Source organism: Kitasatospora sp. MAP5-34, assembly GCF_029894335.1.
Classification (GTDB): Bacteria; Actinomycetota; Actinomycetes; order Streptomycetales; family Streptomycetaceae; genus Kitasatospora.
This window is the reverse complement of sequence record NZ_JARXZC010000005.1, coordinates 233,011-249,096: the sequence shown is the minus strand read 5'-3', so window position 1 is coordinate 249,096 and position 16,086 is coordinate 233,011. Positions and strand designations below refer to the sequence as shown.

Annotated in this window: 17 protein-coding genes; 6 read left to right on the top strand and 11 right to left on the bottom strand. The window is 72.7% G+C overall.

The genetic code is table 11. From position 1 onward, the window contains the following. Nucleotides 1-167: 167 nt before the first annotated feature. The gene (locus P3T29_RS07900) at nt 168-1,022 is read left to right on the top strand and encodes a hypothetical protein (RefSeq protein ID WP_280715593.1); all 855 of its coding nucleotides are present in this window, start codon (nt 168-170) and stop codon (nt 1,020-1,022) included. A 73-nt stretch (nt 1,023-1,095) separates the two neighbouring features. Here the strand turns inward: P3T29_RS07900 and P3T29_RS32670 are convergent, their stop codons facing one another. The 4 genes from P3T29_RS32670 to P3T29_RS07890 form a co-directional block, all read right to left on the bottom strand. After that, complete coding sequence (locus P3T29_RS32670; protein WP_348532802.1) at nt 1,096-1,383, bottom strand: hypothetical protein; 288 nt, start codon at nt 1,381-1,383, stop codon at nt 1,096-1,098. A 58-nt stretch (nt 1,384-1,441) separates the two neighbouring features. Next, entirely contained in the window at nt 1,442-2,005 is a 564-nt protein-coding gene (locus tag P3T29_RS32665; protein ID WP_348532801.1) for a serine hydrolase domain-containing protein, read from the bottom strand. Beyond that, nucleotides 1,923-2,321, bottom strand: coding sequence for a serine hydrolase domain-containing protein (locus P3T29_RS32660; RefSeq protein WP_348532800.1), 399 nt, complete (start codon nt 2,319-2,321; stop codon nt 1,923-1,925). Before P3T29_RS32660 ends, P3T29_RS32665 begins: the two co-directional genes overlap by 83 nt. A 154-nt stretch (nt 2,322-2,475) precedes the next feature. Next, on the bottom strand, nt 2,476-4,026 hold the full coding sequence (locus tag P3T29_RS07890; protein WP_280715592.1) for an ATP-dependent DNA ligase: 1,551 nt from the start codon (nt 4,024-4,026) through the stop codon (nt 2,476-2,478). A gap of 217 nt (nt 4,027-4,243) precedes the next feature. Here P3T29_RS07890 and P3T29_RS07885 point away from each other — a divergent pair, with 217 nt between their 5' ends. From P3T29_RS07885 to P3T29_RS07870, 4 genes are all read left to right on the top strand, one after another. Next, nucleotides 4,244-4,615, top strand: coding sequence for a hypothetical protein (locus tag P3T29_RS07885; protein WP_280715591.1), 372 nt, complete (start codon nt 4,244-4,246; stop codon nt 4,613-4,615). Nucleotides 4,616-4,730: 115 nt separating this feature from the next. After that, entirely contained in the window at nt 4,731-5,246 is a 516-nt protein-coding gene (locus tag P3T29_RS07880; RefSeq protein ID WP_280715590.1) for a hypothetical protein, read from the top strand. After that, on the top strand, nt 5,243-7,138 hold the full coding sequence (locus P3T29_RS07875; protein WP_280715589.1) for a GMC family oxidoreductase: 1,896 nt from the start codon (nt 5,243-5,245) through the stop codon (nt 7,136-7,138). Before P3T29_RS07880 ends, P3T29_RS07875 begins: the two co-directional genes overlap by 4 nt. After that, complete coding sequence (locus P3T29_RS07870) at nt 7,135-8,067, top strand: hypothetical protein (RefSeq protein WP_280715588.1); 933 nt, start codon at nt 7,135-7,137, stop codon at nt 8,065-8,067. Before P3T29_RS07875 ends, P3T29_RS07870 begins: the two co-directional genes overlap by 4 nt. Before the next feature lie 40 nt (nt 8,068-8,107). On the opposite strand, the gene P3T29_RS07865 is transcribed toward P3T29_RS07870, so the two are convergent. From P3T29_RS07865 to P3T29_RS07850, 4 genes are all read right to left on the bottom strand, one after another. Then, nucleotides 8,108-8,752, bottom strand: coding sequence for a C39 family peptidase (locus tag P3T29_RS07865; protein WP_280715587.1), 645 nt, complete (start codon nt 8,750-8,752; stop codon nt 8,108-8,110). 105 nt (nt 8,753-8,857) lie between these two features. Further along, nucleotides 8,858-9,829, bottom strand: a complete 972-nt coding sequence (locus P3T29_RS07860) for an aldo/keto reductase (RefSeq protein WP_280715586.1) — start codon at nt 9,827-9,829, stop codon at nt 8,858-8,860. Between the two features lie 143 nt (nt 9,830-9,972). Beyond that, nucleotides 9,973-10,779, bottom strand: coding sequence for an ABC transporter permease (locus P3T29_RS07855; RefSeq protein ID WP_280715585.1), 807 nt, complete (start codon nt 10,777-10,779; stop codon nt 9,973-9,975). After that, a complete protein-coding gene (locus tag P3T29_RS07850) occupies nt 10,779-11,780 on the bottom strand; it encodes an ATP-binding cassette domain-containing protein (protein ID WP_280715584.1) in 1,002 nt (333 codons plus the stop codon). The genes P3T29_RS07855 and P3T29_RS07850 overlap by 1 nt, the downstream gene beginning before the upstream one ends. Before the next feature lie 100 nt (nt 11,781-11,880). On the opposite strand from P3T29_RS07850, the gene P3T29_RS07845 reads away from it, so the two are divergent. After that, on the top strand, nt 11,881-12,648 hold the full coding sequence (locus tag P3T29_RS07845; protein ID WP_280715583.1) for a TetR/AcrR family transcriptional regulator: 768 nt from the start codon (nt 11,881-11,883) through the stop codon (nt 12,646-12,648). A gap of 15 nt (nt 12,649-12,663) precedes the next feature. On the opposite strand, the gene P3T29_RS07840 is transcribed toward P3T29_RS07845, so the two are convergent. The 3 genes from P3T29_RS07840 to fmt all read right to left on the bottom strand — a co-directional run bounded on the left by P3T29_RS07840 (nt 12,664) and on the right by fmt (nt 16,086). Beyond that, nucleotides 12,664-13,479: an alpha/beta hydrolase gene (locus tag P3T29_RS07840; RefSeq protein ID WP_280715582.1), complete on the bottom strand. Its 816-nt coding sequence runs from the start codon at nt 13,477-13,479 to the stop codon at nt 12,664-12,666. A gap of 171 nt (nt 13,480-13,650) precedes the next feature. Continuing rightward, complete coding sequence (locus tag P3T29_RS07835) at nt 13,651-15,093, bottom strand: transcription antitermination factor NusB (protein WP_280715581.1); 1,443 nt, start codon at nt 15,091-15,093, stop codon at nt 13,651-13,653. A gap of 57 nt (nt 15,094-15,150) precedes the next feature. Beyond that, nucleotides 15,151-16,086 carry a methionyl-tRNA formyltransferase gene (fmt, locus tag P3T29_RS07830; RefSeq protein ID WP_280715580.1) on the bottom strand — a complete coding sequence of 312 codons (936 nt, stop codon included), beginning with the start codon at nt 16,084-16,086 and terminating at the stop codon, nt 15,151-15,153.

The window sequence follows — 16,086 nt, the reverse complement described above, 5'->3', positions numbered from 1 at the left end:
CCTCACAGCTCGGTGCGGGCGGCTGGAGCGGCCACCTGGGGTCCATCATCCCTCCTGCGGCCCACCCGAAGTGCGCGGAGTCCACGCCCGCGAATCGGCAGTGACCCACGTCACAGCCATGGCGCGCTAGGGTCGTGGCGCCGTGACCGCGACCGGAAAGGTGTCCGATGACCGAGTTGGTGCATCCCGCGCGAGCACTCTGGTGGCTCTTCGAGCCCGTGCACGCCCTGACCTACTTCTCGCCCGAGGGCCGTGCGGCGTACGAGGCGGCCGGGCTGCGCGGCTACTGGCGGGGGTACTTCGCCGGGCGGTCGGCACCGCTGGGTCCGGTCGAGGCGGCGCCGGTGACGGCCGCGTTCTTCAACTTCGCACCCGGCATGGTCGAGCGGGCGCTCCCGGACGTGTGGCAACGCGCCACCCCCGAGGCCGCGTTGGCGGCCCGGGTGGCCGGTGCGACGGCGGCGCTGGAACGGGTGCTGGAGACGGTGAAGCCCGAACTGATCGAGCTCTCGGTAACGATGCTGGAGCAAGCCGTGGACGGCCTGGACCACGGCGGCCGGGTGCTTGCCGCCGCCAACGCCGTACTTCCGCGCCCCGAAGGGCAGTTGGCCCGGCTCTGGCACGCCACCACGGTGCTGCGCGAGCATCGCGGCGACGGGCACGTCGCGGCTCTGATCACCGAAGGGCTGGACGGCTGCGAGGCGTTGGTGCTGCGCTGCGCCCTCGACACCCGGCGTGAGGTGCTGCAACCGAACCGGGGTTGGACGGACCAGGACTGGGACGACGCCACCGAGCGTCTGTCGGACCGTGGTTGGCTCAACCCGGACGGCACCGTCAGCCCGGACGGCCGCTCCCGCCACCAGGCGCTGGAGGCCGCCACCGACCTGGCGGCGGCCCGGGTCTGGTCCGGCTTCCACCGCGCCGAACTCGACCGGCTCGCCGCCGCCCTCAAGCCCATCTCGACCGCCTGTCGCGCCGAACTGCCACCGCTCAACCCGATCGGCCTCCCGACCGGCGGCTGACCTGACTCCCCCTGTCACCGGACTGCCGCCGGACTACCGCCGGACTATCCCCGGACCACCACCGGAACTCGTCTCAGTCGTCGATCGCCTGGCACACCGAGGTCCAGAAATCCCGGAAGAGCGCCGGGGGTTCGGGCGAGGTCAGCAGGCGCTGCGTCATCAGGATGCCCACCAGGTCCTCGGTGGGGTCCGAGTACGCGGAGGTGCCGATGCCGCCGTCCCAGCCGAACCGGCCGGGTACCGCCGACAGGTCGCGTCGCAGCGGAGGGTGATGCCGACCCCGAGACCCCCAGCTACGACTGCCGCCGAAGAACAGCCGGGCCTCGTACCGCTGTTGGGGCGTCAGCTGATCGCTGGTCATCAGCTTCACCGACGGCCGGGACAGCAGCGTCCACCGTCGAACCGGCCCTTGTCCAGCATCATCCGGCAGAACGCCAGATAGTCGTCCACCGTGGAGACCAACCCGCCCCCGCCGGATTCGAGCGCGGGCGGGCGGCTCCAGAGGCTGTCGGCCGCGTCGTCGTGCACCACGAGTGCCCCGTCTCCGGGTCCGCCCGGTAGCTGGTGGGCAGTCGCCGCAGCTGCGCGTCCTGGACCTGGAACCCGGTGTCCCGCATCCCCAGCGGCTCGAACACCCGCCGGCGGAGGAAGTCCGCCAGCGAACCCCCGGTGACCCGCTCGATCAGTCTCCCCAGTACGTCCGAGCCCGTGTGGTACATCCACGCCTCACCCGGCTGACGGATCAGCGGCAGGTTGCCGAGCCGCCGCAGCCACTCCTGCGGCCCGACCACCGGCGGTTCCGCGCCCGGAGCGAGCCCCGCGTCGGCCAGCGCCCGCTGGATCGGATACCGGCCGGGGGGAGCCAGCACGGCCCCGATGCCCAGTCGGAAGGTCAGCAGGTCACGCAGGGTGATCGAGCGCCGGGCAGGGACGGTGTCGTCGAGGGGCCTGTCCAGCCGGGTGAGCACCCTGCGGTCGGCCAACTCGGGCAGCAGCCGGTCGACCGGCTCGTCCAGCCCGCAGCCGGCACTCCTCCACCAGCATCATCGCCGCCGCCGCAGTGACGGGCTTGGTCATCGAGGCGATCCGAAAGACGGTGTCGCGCCGCATCGGCTCGGCACCGTCCACCGCCAGGCTGCCGATCGCGTCGACGTACACCTCGCCGTGCCGGCTCACCAGGGTGACGAGGCCGGGCAGTTCGCCGCGTTCGACGTGCGCGGTCATGATGTCGTGCATGCGGGCGAGCCGGGTCCGGGAGAGCCCTCCGACGCTTCCTCCGGCACTTCCTCCGGTGCTCATCAGCTGCTCCTTCGTCCGGTTCCTGCTCCGTCCCAAGCCGCCGTGCCGCCTCGCTGCCCTACCGCCCTGCCACCCTGCCACCCTGCCACCCGGTCACCCCGCCACCCTGCCGCCCCGCCGCCCCACCGCCCCACCGCCCCACCGCACCCGGGCCTTACCCTTCACCGACCTCCGCGATCCGGGCCAACTCCCTTACGGTGGCGATGGTGTCGGCCTCCTGCGGCGGCTTGTCCTCGCGGTAGCGCAGGACGCGCGCGAAGCGCAGCGCGAGCTTCGCGGGGTAGCGGGGGCTGCGCTGGAGTCCGTCGAAGGCGATCTCCACCACCAGCTCCGGGCGTACCCGGACCACGAACGAGTCGCGGCTCTCCTCCCGGGCCAGGAGCTGTTCGGTCTGCCAGGCGAGCAGTTCGTCGGTGAGCCCCTTGAAGGTCTTGCCGAGCATCACCCACGGTTCGAGCGCAGGATCGCCGTCGTTCCGCGCGCCCAGGTGCAGATTGCTGAGGAAGCCCTGGCGGCGGCCGCTGCCCCACTCGGCGGCCAGCACCACCAGGTCCAACGTGTGGCGCGGCTTGACCTTTATCCAGCCCGCGCCCCGGCGGCCCGCCGCGTAGCGGGCGGCGGGGTCCTTGACCACCACGCCCTCGTGGCCGTGGGCCAGCGCGTCCTGGAAGAAGGCCAGCGCCCGGTCCGGCTCGCCGGTCAGGACGCTCGGCACCCGGAGCGGCCTGGGTACGACGGCGGCGAGCGCCGCCCAGCGCTGCTCGGCGGGCAGGTCGATCAGGTCGGTGCCGTCGCGGTGCAGCAGGTCGAAGAAGAAGACCCGCAGCGGGACTTCGGCGCGTAGCCGCTCGGGATCCTGCCGGGACGCCGTACGGGCGGCCGTGACCTGGAAGGGGCGCGGGCGGTCGTCCGGGCCCAGCGCGATCGCCTCGCCGTCCAGGACCGCCGAGCGGACGTCCAGCGACCTGGCCGCCTCGACCGCCTCCGGCACCCGGGCGGTGATGTCGTCCAGCCCACGGGTGAACACGCAGACCCGGTCGCCGTCGCGGTGCACCTGGACCCGGATCCCGTCGAGCTTCCACTCCAGCCCCGCAGGGCCCGTACGGTCCAGGGCGGTTGCCACGTCGGGAGCCGAAGCGGCGAGCATCGGCCGTACGGGGTGGCCGAGTTCGAGCCCCAGGCCGTCGAGTGCGGACGCGCCACCGGCCAGCGCGGTTCGCGCCACCTCCCGGGCCGAACCCCGGAACATCAGCGCGCGCCGCACCGTCGCGGCCGGCACCCCGGCGGCACTGGCCACCGCGTCGGCCATCACCGCGTCCAGCGCGCCCTGGCGCAACTCGCCGACCAGCACAGCCCGCAGAAACTCCTGCTCCTCCCCGGTGGCCCGGCCGAACAGCTCCGACAGCAGGCGGTGACGCTCGGCCTGCGCGCCCTTGCCGTGCACCTCGGCGATCCGCACCAGCGCTTCCTCGGTCTCCCGCACTCCGAGCGTGGCGCCGACCGCCGGCCCCGGGAGATCCTGCACACCGACATACCCGACACCGACCCGCAACCGCCGGGACTCCCCGGACAGCAACGCCACGGCGGCGGGGATCTCCTCCGGCCCCAGCTCCCGCAGACAGTCCGCGAGCAGCCCGGTCTTAGCCGTCCGACCGGGCTCGGCGGCCGTGGCCCGCGACGTCCGGGCGAGACGTTGCAGCAGCATGCGGCCTCCCGATCACGGATCCCCGGACGCTCTCCATCGTCCAACGCGGACCGCCCGAGCGCGCGCGGGCCGGGCAGCTCAGAAGCTCAGAAGCTGCTCAAGTAGGGTGTCGGGCGACAGGCGTCCGGGCACTCTACGGGCACTGCGCGGGTACTCCGGCCACTCGGCCACTCCGGCCGAAAGGCCGGCCGGCAACCGGTGGGGGGAGAGAGCCCAGATGATGATCGGCCTGTTTTTCGTGGTGTTCTTCGCAGGAGTGGTGGGCCTCATCCTGCTCGTCGTGGCACTGTCCCTGCGCGCGGCCGTCCGCTCGGCCAAGACGTCCGACCAGCGCCGACCGGGACAGCCACACGGCACCCCGGGCAACCTGGACTGGCTGCCGGAGCCCGACGACCTCCAACGACGGGCGCAGTACGGAGTCCGGACCGACCCCGGCACAGCCGGCAGCGGGCAGCACCACCAGCAGCACCACCACCAGCAGCACGGGTACCAGCAGGAGCACCACGGCCACCACAGCTCCGGCCCGAGCTTCGACAGCAGCTCCACACCCTCGCACCACGACTCGGGCGGCGGCAGCCACCACCACTGACGCGCTCCGGTATTCAGGATCCGGATGGTTCGGCGCAGCGGTGCATGACTCTCCCGAGTACGAGGAAGGATGACGAGGGCGTCTGCCCCGCGATCTTGACATTGGGGGAGGTTCGATGGTGACGGTCGATCAGTTCGTCGCGCTGTCGGTAGGGCTGACCGGCTTCGATGCCGACGAGTTGCACCAGACCGGCATGGCGGGCACCTACCGGTCGGTGGTGCTGACGCAGGCCGGGGACGAGCAGCTGAGCCGGCTGGTGCGGTCCGGCGTCGGAGGAGGTCCGCCCGATCCCGGCGACGAGCCACTGCGGGAGCTGGCTCGGTCAGTCACCCACCTCTGGTACACGGGGACTTGGCCTGGGCTGCCGACGCCCGCACCCACCGGGAAGCCGGCAGGTGAGCCGTTCGTGGTCTCGTCCCGGGCTTACGCCGAAGGGCTGGTATGGCGGGCCTTCGGCGCGCATGCGCCGGGCACTGTGGCACAGGGGTACGGCAGTTGGGCCGTCGCACCGCCCGACCGGCACTCCACCACCGACATCGACACCACTGACACCACCGACATCGACGCCACCGACGCCGAGGCCGCCACCACCACCGACGCCACCGACATCAAGTCGGCGGTGGCCCGGTGAGCGTGCGAGACGTCCGGCGGTGGGACGTGATCGTGGTCGGCGCGGGCTTCGCCGGGTCGCTGGTCGCCCGGCGACTGGGCCAACAAGGTTGGCGGGTACTGGTGCTGGAGGCAGGCCACGGCGCTCCCGACGTCGACCGGGGGCAGCTGGACGCGGTGGAGGCGCACCACGCGGCGTTGGCCAAGGTGCCCAATTCGCCCTACCGGACGAGCATTGCCGCGCCGTCCCCGGACGTGACCGACCTCTCCGGCAGCGCCGACGGCACGTTCAACGCCGACGGGTACCTCGTGCAGCGCGGTCCGCTCCCCTACGCCAGTGGGTACCTGCGCGCCAACGGCGGTACCGGGCTGACGTGGACGGGGTTGACGCCGCGCATGCACCCCGAGGACTTCAGCGCCGGGGACTTCGGCCACGGCCGCAACTGGCCGATCGGCTACGGGGATCTGGAGCCGTATTACGAGCAGGCCGAACGCGAGATCGGGGTGGCCGCCGACGTGGACGAGCAGCGTGAGGCCGTCGGCCTGCCGTTCCGCGACGGGTACCGGTTCCCGATGCACGCGATCCCGCGCAGCACGCTGGACCAGGCGATGGCCGAAGCCCTGGACGGCAGGACGGTACGGGACTCGGCGGGGGCCGCGCCCACCCGCCTACGGGTGACCGGCACGCCACACGCCCGCAACGGCCTCCCGAACCCCGCCTACGACGGGGGTGCAGGCTACCGATCCTCCGGCGGGGGGCTGTGCGAGGGCCGTGCCACCTGCGTGCCGATCTGCCCGTCGCAGGCCAAGTACACCCCGCTCCGGACCCAGGCCCGGTGGAGCTCCTCCGTCGCCCTGATCACCCGGGCTGTGGTCACCCGGGTCCGGCTCGCCGCGAACGGGCAGGCCACCGGCGTGGAGTACCGGACGTACGACGAGGGCACGTCAGCCACCCCCCACGACCTCACCACCCACACCGCCGACGCCGACCTAGTCGTGCTGGCCGCGCACGCGATCGAGAACGCCAAACTGCTCCTGGTCTCCGGGGCGGCCAACAGCAGCGACCAGGTCGGGCGCAACCTGATGGACCATCCGGTGCTGCTGACCTGGGGCTTGATGCTTCGTCAGATCGGAGCGTACCGAGGGCCCGGCTCGACCTCCGGCCTGGAGGGCTTCCGCTTCGGCCCGGCCCGCGCCCGCCGCGCCCCCTTCCGGGTAGAGATCGGCAACTGGGGGTGGACCTGGGCGCTCGGCCCGCCGGAGGGCCGGGTCGCCGAACTCCTGCGCAGCGGCGGCCCGGACGGGCGCGGCCTGTTCGGCCCGGAGCTGCGCAGGACCCTGGGTGACCGGATCGGGCGGGAGTTCGCGTTCCAGTTCGAGATGGAGCAGGAGGCCGACCCGGCGAACCGGGTCACCATCGATCCCCGCCACCTCGACGCTCTCGGCAACCCGCGCCCGGTGATCCACTACGACCTGTCCGAGTACGTGAAGCGTGGGATCGCCGCCGCGAAGACCGTCTCCGACCAACTCTTCGCGCTGCTCGGCGCCGAGGACCACACCCGCTTCGAACCGGGACCGGCCTGGCCCGGCTGGTTCGAGCACGACGGGCACCCCTACGCCTACCGGGCGGCCGGGCACGGCGCGGGCACCCACATCATGGGCGGCACGCCGGCCGACTCCGTGGTCGACCAGTGGCAGCGCTGCTGGGATCACCCCAACCTCTACGCCGTGGGCTGCGGCAGCATGCCCGGCGTCGCCACCTCCAACCCCTCACTGACCATGGCCGCCCTCGCCCTGCGCAGCAGCGACCGGATCCACCATGACCTGCTCGCCCACCGCCGCCCGGTCCAACTCCGGGGCGCCACAGCAACGACCACCACGACCACCACCCTCCAAGGATCCGATCACCCGTGAACCAGAGCCCGAACCAGAGCCCGAGCCCGAACCCGAACCAGAACCAGCAGCCGAACCAGAACCAGCAGCCGAGCCACTCGATCCCCCTGCCAGCCGTACCCGAGCCGTACCAACTGCCCTTCCACTACGGCGCGTTGCACAACATCGGCCTCGACTACCTCGTGGACCCGGGCCCGGTCCGCGATGTCCTCTCCGAGCGCCACCCCGACCTGGTCGCGGCCGACTTCGACGGGCGCGCCTGCGTCTCGCTCAACTACCAGCTCTACTTCGCCCAGTACCCGAACGGAGCCGGCATCACCCAGGAGATCGAGGTCAACGTCATCGCCCACCCGGCCGGTGCCGCCGGCCGCCTGCCCGAGCTCGGCTACGACCAGTACGCTCGCGGATTCGACCAGACCAAGCTGCTCGGCATCGCCCGCATCCACGTCCTGTGCGACAACCCGCTCGCGATCGACGCGGGCATCAAGCTGTACGCCGAACCCAAGTATCCCGGCTGGTTCGAGACCACCATGCCGTCCCTCAACGGGCCCGCCCAGCAGCGGACTTGGTCGGTCACCTGCAAGGAGGCCGACTTCACCGCCGACCGAGCCGGCCTCGAACACCGGGACCGCGCCCTGTTCTCCTTCGACGCCGACCTGACCGGCCTCACCCCCGAGCCCGTCAACAACACCCCGATCACCGGCTACGGCACCCACCCGCAGGACGGTCTGCTCGCCGGGCCGATGAACGTCTACCAGCCCTACCAGTACCACCCACTGGACAGCGCCACCAGCGGCCGGGTACGCCTCACCGTCACCGACCCGGCGGCCGAGGTGGGTCGGCACCTCGCCCTGCTGATCGCCGACGCCCCCGCCGCAGGCGTCTGGACCTACCAGTCCGCACCGGTGGCCGCCCACAACAGCCCGTACTACATCCCGTCGAAGGAGTGACCCGCCACCACCGGGGACCGCTGAGCGCCCGCGCCTCCACCTACTCCTCGGGCTGACCGTACGGGCCGAGCACGATCCCCCGTCCGGCGAAGAAGCGCGGGAGGTCGGCCCACGGCACGGGGGCGAACTGCTGGGAGCCGTCCGGGAATCCTGAGGGGTTGTGGATCAGCAGCGCGTCCTCGGTGGCACCGACCGCGAGAACGAGGTGGCCACCGAGGCGCGGCGGGTGCGGGTCGAGGGTACGGATCGACGGGTGCACGGAGAGCATCACCAGCCGGCCCGTCGCGAGGTGCCCGGGCAGGTCCTCGGCGGCCAGCGGCGCGCGGGCGTCGGCCGGCAGGCCCCAGCGGCGGTGGACGTACTCGGCGAAGGGCGCGTGGATCAGCCCGTCGAGCCGCCCGTCCGGGTGGCGTACGTACGCTCCGGCGGCGAGGCACTCCTCGGCGAGCCGGACGGCGGGCGGGGCCAGGCCCCACCAGAAGTCGAGCGCCATCCGCAGACAGGCCACCCCGCAGAGCCGCCACGACCAGTACTCGTACTCCTCCTGGTCGGCCGCGCCCGACCGTTCCCAGAGCGGGTCGTCGGCCGCCAGACTGGTGCCGGCCAGGATGTCCGGCACCAGCTCGGGCGATTCCCACTGGGAGTGGTAGGGCACCTGATGGATGATCGACTCGGAGGTGGTCACACCTCACAGTGTGACGGACAGCTACCGAACAGGCCCGCCGGGCACCAGGCCCTTCGGACAGGCCCTGCCAGCAGAGCCTGAAGGACAGCGCCTGCCGGACAGCGCCTACCAGGCGTAGTCCTCCGGGGCGGTGCGGTGGCCGGGAAAGATCTCGTCCAGGCGGTCGAGGGTCGTCCGGTCGAGCGTCACGTCGAGCGCCCGGACGGCCGCGTGCAGCTGTTCGAGCGTACGCGGGCCGACGATCGGGGCGGTGACGGTCGGGCGGGAGAGCAGCCAGGCGAGGGCGATGTCACCGGGCTCGTGGCCGAGTTCGGCGGCCAGGTCCTCGTACGCCTGGAGCTGCTCGCGCTTGGACTCCAGGGTCTCGGCGGCCCGGCCCAAGGACCGCCGGACGCCCTCGCGCTCCTTGCGCAGCACGCCGCCGAGCAGCCCGCCGTGCAGCGGCGACCAGGGGATCAGCCCGAGGCCGTAGTGCTGGGCGGCCGGGATGACCTCCAGTTCCAGACTGCGTTCCAGCAGGTTGTAGAGCGACTGTTCGCTCGTCAGGCCGAGGAAGTTGCGCGAGTTCGCGGCCTCCTGGGCCCGGGCGATGTGCCAGCCGGCGAAGTTGCTGGAGCCGACGTAGATGATCTTGCCCTGGGCGACCAGCAACTCCATCGCCTGCCAGATCTCCTCCCACGGCGTGGCCCGGTCGATGTGGTGCATCTGGTACAGGTCGATGTAGTCGGTCTGCAGGCGCCGCAGGCTCGCGTCGACCGCGCGGCGGATGTTGAGTGCGGAGAGCTTGCCCTCGTTGGGCCACTCCCCCATGTCGCCGTAGAGCTTGGTGGCGATGACGGTCTCCTCGCGGCGGCGGCCGCCGCGAGCGAACCAGCTGCCGATGATCTCCTCGGTGCGGCCCTTGTTCTCGCCCCAGCCGTAGACGTTGGCGGTGTCGAAGAAGTTGATGCCCTGCTCGTGGGCGGTGTCCATGATCTGGTGGGCGTCGTCCTCTTCGGTGTGCGGGCCGAAGTTCATGGTGCCCAGGCAGAGGCGGGACACGGTCAAGCCGGTACGGCCGAGTTTGGTGAACTCCATGCTCGCCACACTCTGCCGCACCAGCCGCTTTGTCCAGCACCGTTCACCGCGTGTGGCTCAGGTCGGAGTCACCGACCCTGGCTCAGGTCGGAGTCACCGACCCTGGCTCAGGTCGGAGTCACCGACCCTGGCTCAGGTCGGAGTCACCGCCCGTGGCTGGAGAACTTCCGCACCGCCAGTGGCACGAAGACCACCAGCAGCGCCACCGCCCAGAGCAGCGTCGCCGCGACCGGGTGCTGCATCGGCCAGGGCCCGCCCGGGGCGGACGGGTTGCCGAACTGCTCGCGGCAGGCGGCCACCACTGCGCTGATCGGGTTGCAGTCGGCGACGGCGCGCAGCCAACCGGGCATCCCGCCGGTCGGTACGAAGGCGTTGGTCACCATCCCGAGCGGGAAGGTGAGCACGGCCAGCTGGCCGGCGGTCTCCTCCGAGCCCGCGAGAAGTCCGAGGCACATACCCACCCACGTCATCGTGAACCGGAACAGGAGCAGCAGGGCGAACGCGACGGCCGCGTGGGCGAACCCGTCCCGGATCCGCCAGCCGGCCGCCAGGCCGACCGCCGTCAGCGGTACCAGCACGCAGACCGCCACCAGCAGGTCCGCGACGGCCAGACCGAGCAGCAGCCCGGTGCGCGAGACCGGCATCGAGCGCAGCCGGTCGGTGATGCCGCGCCCGGCGTCGCGAGCGGTGCCGACCATGGTCGGTATCAGGCCGTTGACCGCGACCAGCACGAACAGACCCGGCATCAGGAACTCGCGGTAGTTGCCGCCGCCGGGCACCTGCATGGCGCTGCCGAAGACGTACCCGAACACCACCACCATCACCACCGGCACGGCGAACGAGGCGACCATCAGGCCGGGCGAGCGGCGGTACGCCAACAGGACGCGCAGCATCGAACCGCGGGTGTCGGAGACCGCGCGCGGCAGGGCTCCGGGCATCGTGGTGGCCATCAGGCAGCCCTCTCAATGGAGTTGGCGGTCAGAGCGAGGAAGACGTCGTCCAGCGACGGCGAGCGCAGCGCGACGTCCTGGGCGGCGACGCCCGCCGCGTCGAGCTCGCGCACCAAGCGGAGCAGCTCGACCGGTAGGCCACCGCGCGCCACCACGGTGATCGTCCGCCGGTCGGGGTCGGTGCCCGGCTCGCCGCCGGCCAACGCGGCGAGCAGCTCGGCGGCCGGGACGAGCTGCCCGGCCTCCGCGAGGGTCACCTCGATCCGGGTACCGACCGCCGCTTTGAGTTGCTCGGGCGGGCCGTGCGCGATCACCATCCCGTGGTCCACCACCGCGACGGCGTCGGCCAGTTGGTCGGCCTCGTCCAGGTACTGGGTGGTGAGCAGGACGGTGGTGCCGGCGGAGGCCAGCTCCCTGATGGAGGCCCAGATCTCCTGGCGGCTGCGCGGGTCGAGACCGGTGGTGGGCTCGTCCAGGAAGAGCACGGGCGGCTGGGTGACCAGGCTGGCCATCAGGTCGAGCCGTCGGCGCATGCCGCCCGAGTAGGTGCGGACCAGGCGGTCGGCCGCCTCCGTGAGGTCGAAGCGCTCCAGCAGTTCGTCGGCCCGCTGCCGGGCCCGGCGGGCGCCGAGGCGGTGGAACCGGCCGAACAGCCGGAGGTTGTCCCGGCCGGTGATGCCCTCGTCCACGGCGGCGTGCTGCCCGGCCAGCCCGATGCTGCGCCGCACCTGGTCCGCCTCGCGCACCACGTCGAACCCGGCGACCCGGGCGGTGCCCTGGTCCGGTGCGACCAGGGTGGCGAGGACCCGGACGGCGGTGGTCTTGCCGGCGCCGTTCGGGCCGAGCAGCCCGCAGACCGTCCCGGCGGGCACGGTGAGGTCGAGACCGCGCAGGGCCTCGGTCTTCCCGAAGCGTTTGTGCAGGCCCTTCACCTCGATGGCGGCCTGTTCCGTCCTGGCAGTCCCGGCAGTTCTGGTGGCATCCGTGCTGGCAGCCGTCATGGCAAAACCCCTTCTAGGTACACCGTACGTTGAAGTGCGCTTGGCAGCAGCGTACTACGTACGATGTACGTAAGTAAGATGGGGGCGAGGTGATCTTCAAGTGACGGACGACCAAGTGGCGGACGACCAGGTGACGGACGGCAGCGCGACCGGCGCCACTCCCCCCGAAGCCCCGGAGCTGATCTGGCTGCGGCCCGAACGCACCGGCCGGGGCCCGCGCCCGGCGCACAGCCGCGACTCGATCGCGGCAGCGGCCGTGGCGATCGCCGACGCGGAGGGGCTCGACGCGGTCTCCATGCGGCGGGTCGCGGCGGCACTCGGCGCCGGGACGATGTCGCTGTACAACTACGTCCCGAAGAAGGAGCAGCTGTTCGACCTGATGCTCGACGCGGTGGTCGGCGAGTACGAGCTGCCGGCGAGCCCCTCGGGCGACCAGCGAACGGACCTCCGACTACTGTTCCGCCGGCAGCTCGGGATCCTGCGCCGACACACCTGGGTACCCCGCCTGGTGGTCGGCCGCCCCTCCCTCGGGCCCAACGGACTGCGCTACACCGAGTACTTCCTCGCCTGCCTCGCCGACGCCGACCTCCCCGGCTCCGCGAAGATGGAGGCGTTGTCCCTGCTCAACGGCTTCCTCTGCCAGTACGCGGAGTGGGAGAACACGGCGGCGGCCGGCGGCAAGTGGCAGACAGACCTGGTGAGTTACCTGCAGCGCGTGGTGCTCAGCGGCGACTACCCCCACCTGACCCAGGCCCTGATCTCCGGTGGCACCGGCACACCGCCGGACTCGGACGCGATCTTCGACCGCACCCTGCAGCAGCTCATCTCCGCCGTCCTGACCCCGACCGCACCCGACCCCCGGGGCTGACACCCCCCGCACCCGTCAGGGCCGGGCCAGCGCGCGGGGCAGCACCACCCGGACGTACTCCTCCGGCTGCGTGACATGGGGAACGTGGCCCGCGCCGAGGTAGACGTGGATCTCGGCGTGCGGGAGGGTCAGGGCGATCCGGTCCAGGACGGGCTCGAAGAGGGGCGCCGGCCCGTCGCTCCGGGTCAGCAGTACCGGTGCGGTGTACCCGGCCAGGGCCGTGAGGTCGAGGGCGAGCGCCTCCGGGTCCCGCAGTTCGTCGAGGAAGGTCGGTGCGTTCCGTACGAAGGTGTGGCGCAGCGGCGCGGGGAGCTGCAGCCAGGCGCCCGGCCCGAGGGCCACGGTCTCGACGAACAGCTCCGCCGCCGCAGCGGACTCGCCCGCTTCGAGCAGCACCCGTACGGGCGCGATCCGCTCCGCGAAGCCACCGGTGATCACCGACAGGCCCGGATCGGCCCGGATCAGCTCCACCCCGGGCGGCTCGTGCACGGTGATCCCCCGCACCAGCTCGGGCCGGACGGCGGCCAGCCTGAGCGTGATCAGCCCGCCGTAGGAGTTGCCGCAGACGAAGGCCGGGGCCAGCCCGAGCGCCTCGATGAGCCCGGCCAGGTCCGCGACGTCCTCGTGCACCGACCCCTGCACCCCCGGGTCCTCGCTGCGGCTGTGCCCCCGCCGGTCGTACGCCACCACCGTGCACCCGGTGGCGAGCCCCGGCACCACCCGGCTCCAGCTGTCCGCATCGCTCCACGAGCCGTGCACGAGCACCACGCCCGGCCCGGTGCCCTGGCTCTCGTAGTACAGCGAAACCCCGTTCGCACCGACCTCGGGCATCCCGCGCCTCCACGTCTCGACTGAGGCTGTCGACTTCAACTTCAGCACCCGAGCGAACCTGCGGCTACCCGTGGCAGCTGGGCTACCCCAGCAGGGGCGCGGGGAACTGCGCGATCAACCACACACCTCCGTAGAGCCCTGAGCACACGGCACCCCGCGCACCGCTGAGCCTCACGCAGTGCGCCGCAGCAGCGCCAGGTACATCGCGTCGGTGCCGTGCAGGTGCGGCCAGAGCTGGACGTCCGGGCCGGCTCCCAGGGCGGGGACGCCGGGGAGCAGCGGGCGGGCGTCGATCCACTCCAGGCCGGGTTCGGTGCGCAGGATGTCGTCGACGACGGCGCGGGTCTCGGCCAGGTGCGGGGAGCAGGTGGCGTAGCCGACCACGCCGCCGACCCGGGTGGCCTGGACGGCGGTGCGCAGCAGGTCGCGCTGGAGCGGGCCGAAGCCGGCGATGTCGTCGGGGCGGCGGCGCCAGCGGGCCTCCGGGCGGCGGCGCAGGGCGCCGAGGCCGGAGCACGGGACGTCGACCAGGGTGCGGTCGAAGGAGCCGGGCCGCCAGGCCGGCTTGGTGCCGTCGGCGGTGATGACCGTGTACGGGCCGGGGTTGCCGTCCAGCGCGCGGGCGACCAGGCGGGCCCGGTGCGGCAGCTTCTCGCTCGCCACCAGCGCGGCGCCGCGCTCGGCGGCCAGCGCGCCGAGCAGCGCGGCCTTGCCGCCGGGGCCGGCGCAGCCGTCCAGCCAGAGCCGGTCGGGGCCGTCCAGCGGCGCGGCTGCCAGTGCCATCGCGACCAGCTGGCTGCCCTCGTCCTGGACGCCGACCCGGTTCTCCCGCACGGCGTCCAGGCCGCCCGGGTCGCCGCCCTCGGCAAGGCGGACGGCGTACGGGGACCAGCGGCCCGGCTCCGACTCGGGCAGCGCGGCGAGCAGTTCGGCGGCGGTGGCCCGGCCGGGGCGGGCGACCAGGGTGACGGCCGGGCGCTCGTTGTCGGCGTGCAGCAGCTCCTCGATCGCGACGCGTCCGGCAGCCTCGGGCTGCCAGCGGCCGAGCGAGTCCCAGAGCGCGGAGACCACCCAGCGCGGGTGCGAGTGGACGACGGCGAGGTGGTCCTCGGCGTCCTTCTCGTACGGCGGGGCGACCTGCTGGATCCAGGCGTCCAGGTCCTGCGCGCTGATCTTGCGCAGGACGGCGTTGACGAACTTGGCCCGCCCGTCGCCGAGCACCACCCGGGCCAGCTCGACGGTCGCCGAGACGGCGGCGTGCGAGGGGATCCGGGTGGTGAGCAGCTGGTGCGCGCCGAGCGAGAGCACGTCCAGCACCGGCGGGTCGACCTCGCGCAGCGGGCGGTCGATGCAGGCGGCGATGATCGCGTCGTAGGTGCCCTGCAGGCGCAGGGTGCCGTAGACCAGTTCGGTGGCGAGCGCGGCGTCCCGGCGGTCCAGGCCGCTCTTCTGCTCGGCCTCGCGCAGCAGGGACGGGAGGATCAGGTTGGCGTACGCGTCGCGCTCGTCCACGGCGCGCAGGGCCTTGAACGCGACGATGCGCGCCGGGTCCTTCTTGGGACGGCGGTGGGGACGGGCGGGACGCTTGGCGCTGGGGGTGCTGGGGGTGGTCACGGGGAGCCTCAATGTGCTGGCGGGATCAATGGGTGGTACGCAACGAACGGGGGCGGGTCAGAGTCCGAGCTGCTCGCCGGACTCGATCCGGACGCCTCGGGCCCAGTCTGCCGCGCGCATCGGCTTCTTGCCCTGCGGCTGGACCTCGCCGAGTTCGATCTCGTGGCTGCCGGTGCCGACCCGGACGCTGTTCTTGCCGACCGCGAGCGAGCCGGGGGCCAGCTCGGCAGCGTCGGTGATCAGCTTGACCGGGCCGGAGACCTTGAGCCGCTCGCCCCGGAAGGTGGTCCAGGCGCCGGGCGCGGGCGCGCAGCCGCGTACCAGGCGGTCGATCCGCAGGGCGGGGTGGGACCACTCGATCCGGGCGTCCTCGACGGTGATCTTGGGCGCGAGGGTGATGCCGTCGGCGGGCTGCGGGACGGCGTGCAGGGCGCCGTCCTCGATGCCGTCCATGGTGGCGGTGAGCAGCCGCGCGCCGGCCTCGGCGAGGCGGGTGAGCAGCTCGCCGCTGGTGTCCGTGGGGCGGATCTCCTCGGTCAGGATGCCGTACACCGGGCCGGAGTCGAGGCCCTGTTCGATCAGGAAGGTCGACGCGCCGGTGACCTCGTCGCCCGCCAGCACCGCGTGCTGGACGGGGGCCGCGCCGCGCCAGGCGGGCAGCAGCGAGAAGTGCAGGTTGACCCAGCCGTGCTCAGGGATCTCCAGGGCGCCCGGGCGCAGCAGCGCGCCGTACGCGACCACCGGGCAGCAGTCCGGGGCGATCTCGGCCAGCCGGGCCAGGAAGTCCGGGTCGCTCGGCTTGGCGGGCTTGAGGACCTCGATCCCGGCCTCCTCGGCGCGCTGGGCGACGGGGCTGGCGACCAGCTTGCGACCACGCCCGGCGGGGGCGTCGGGGCGGGTGACCACGGCGACCACCTCATGCCGCCCGGAGGCGAGCAGGGCGTCCAGGGCAGGAACGGCGACCTCGGGGGTGCCGGCGAAGACGAGGCGCAT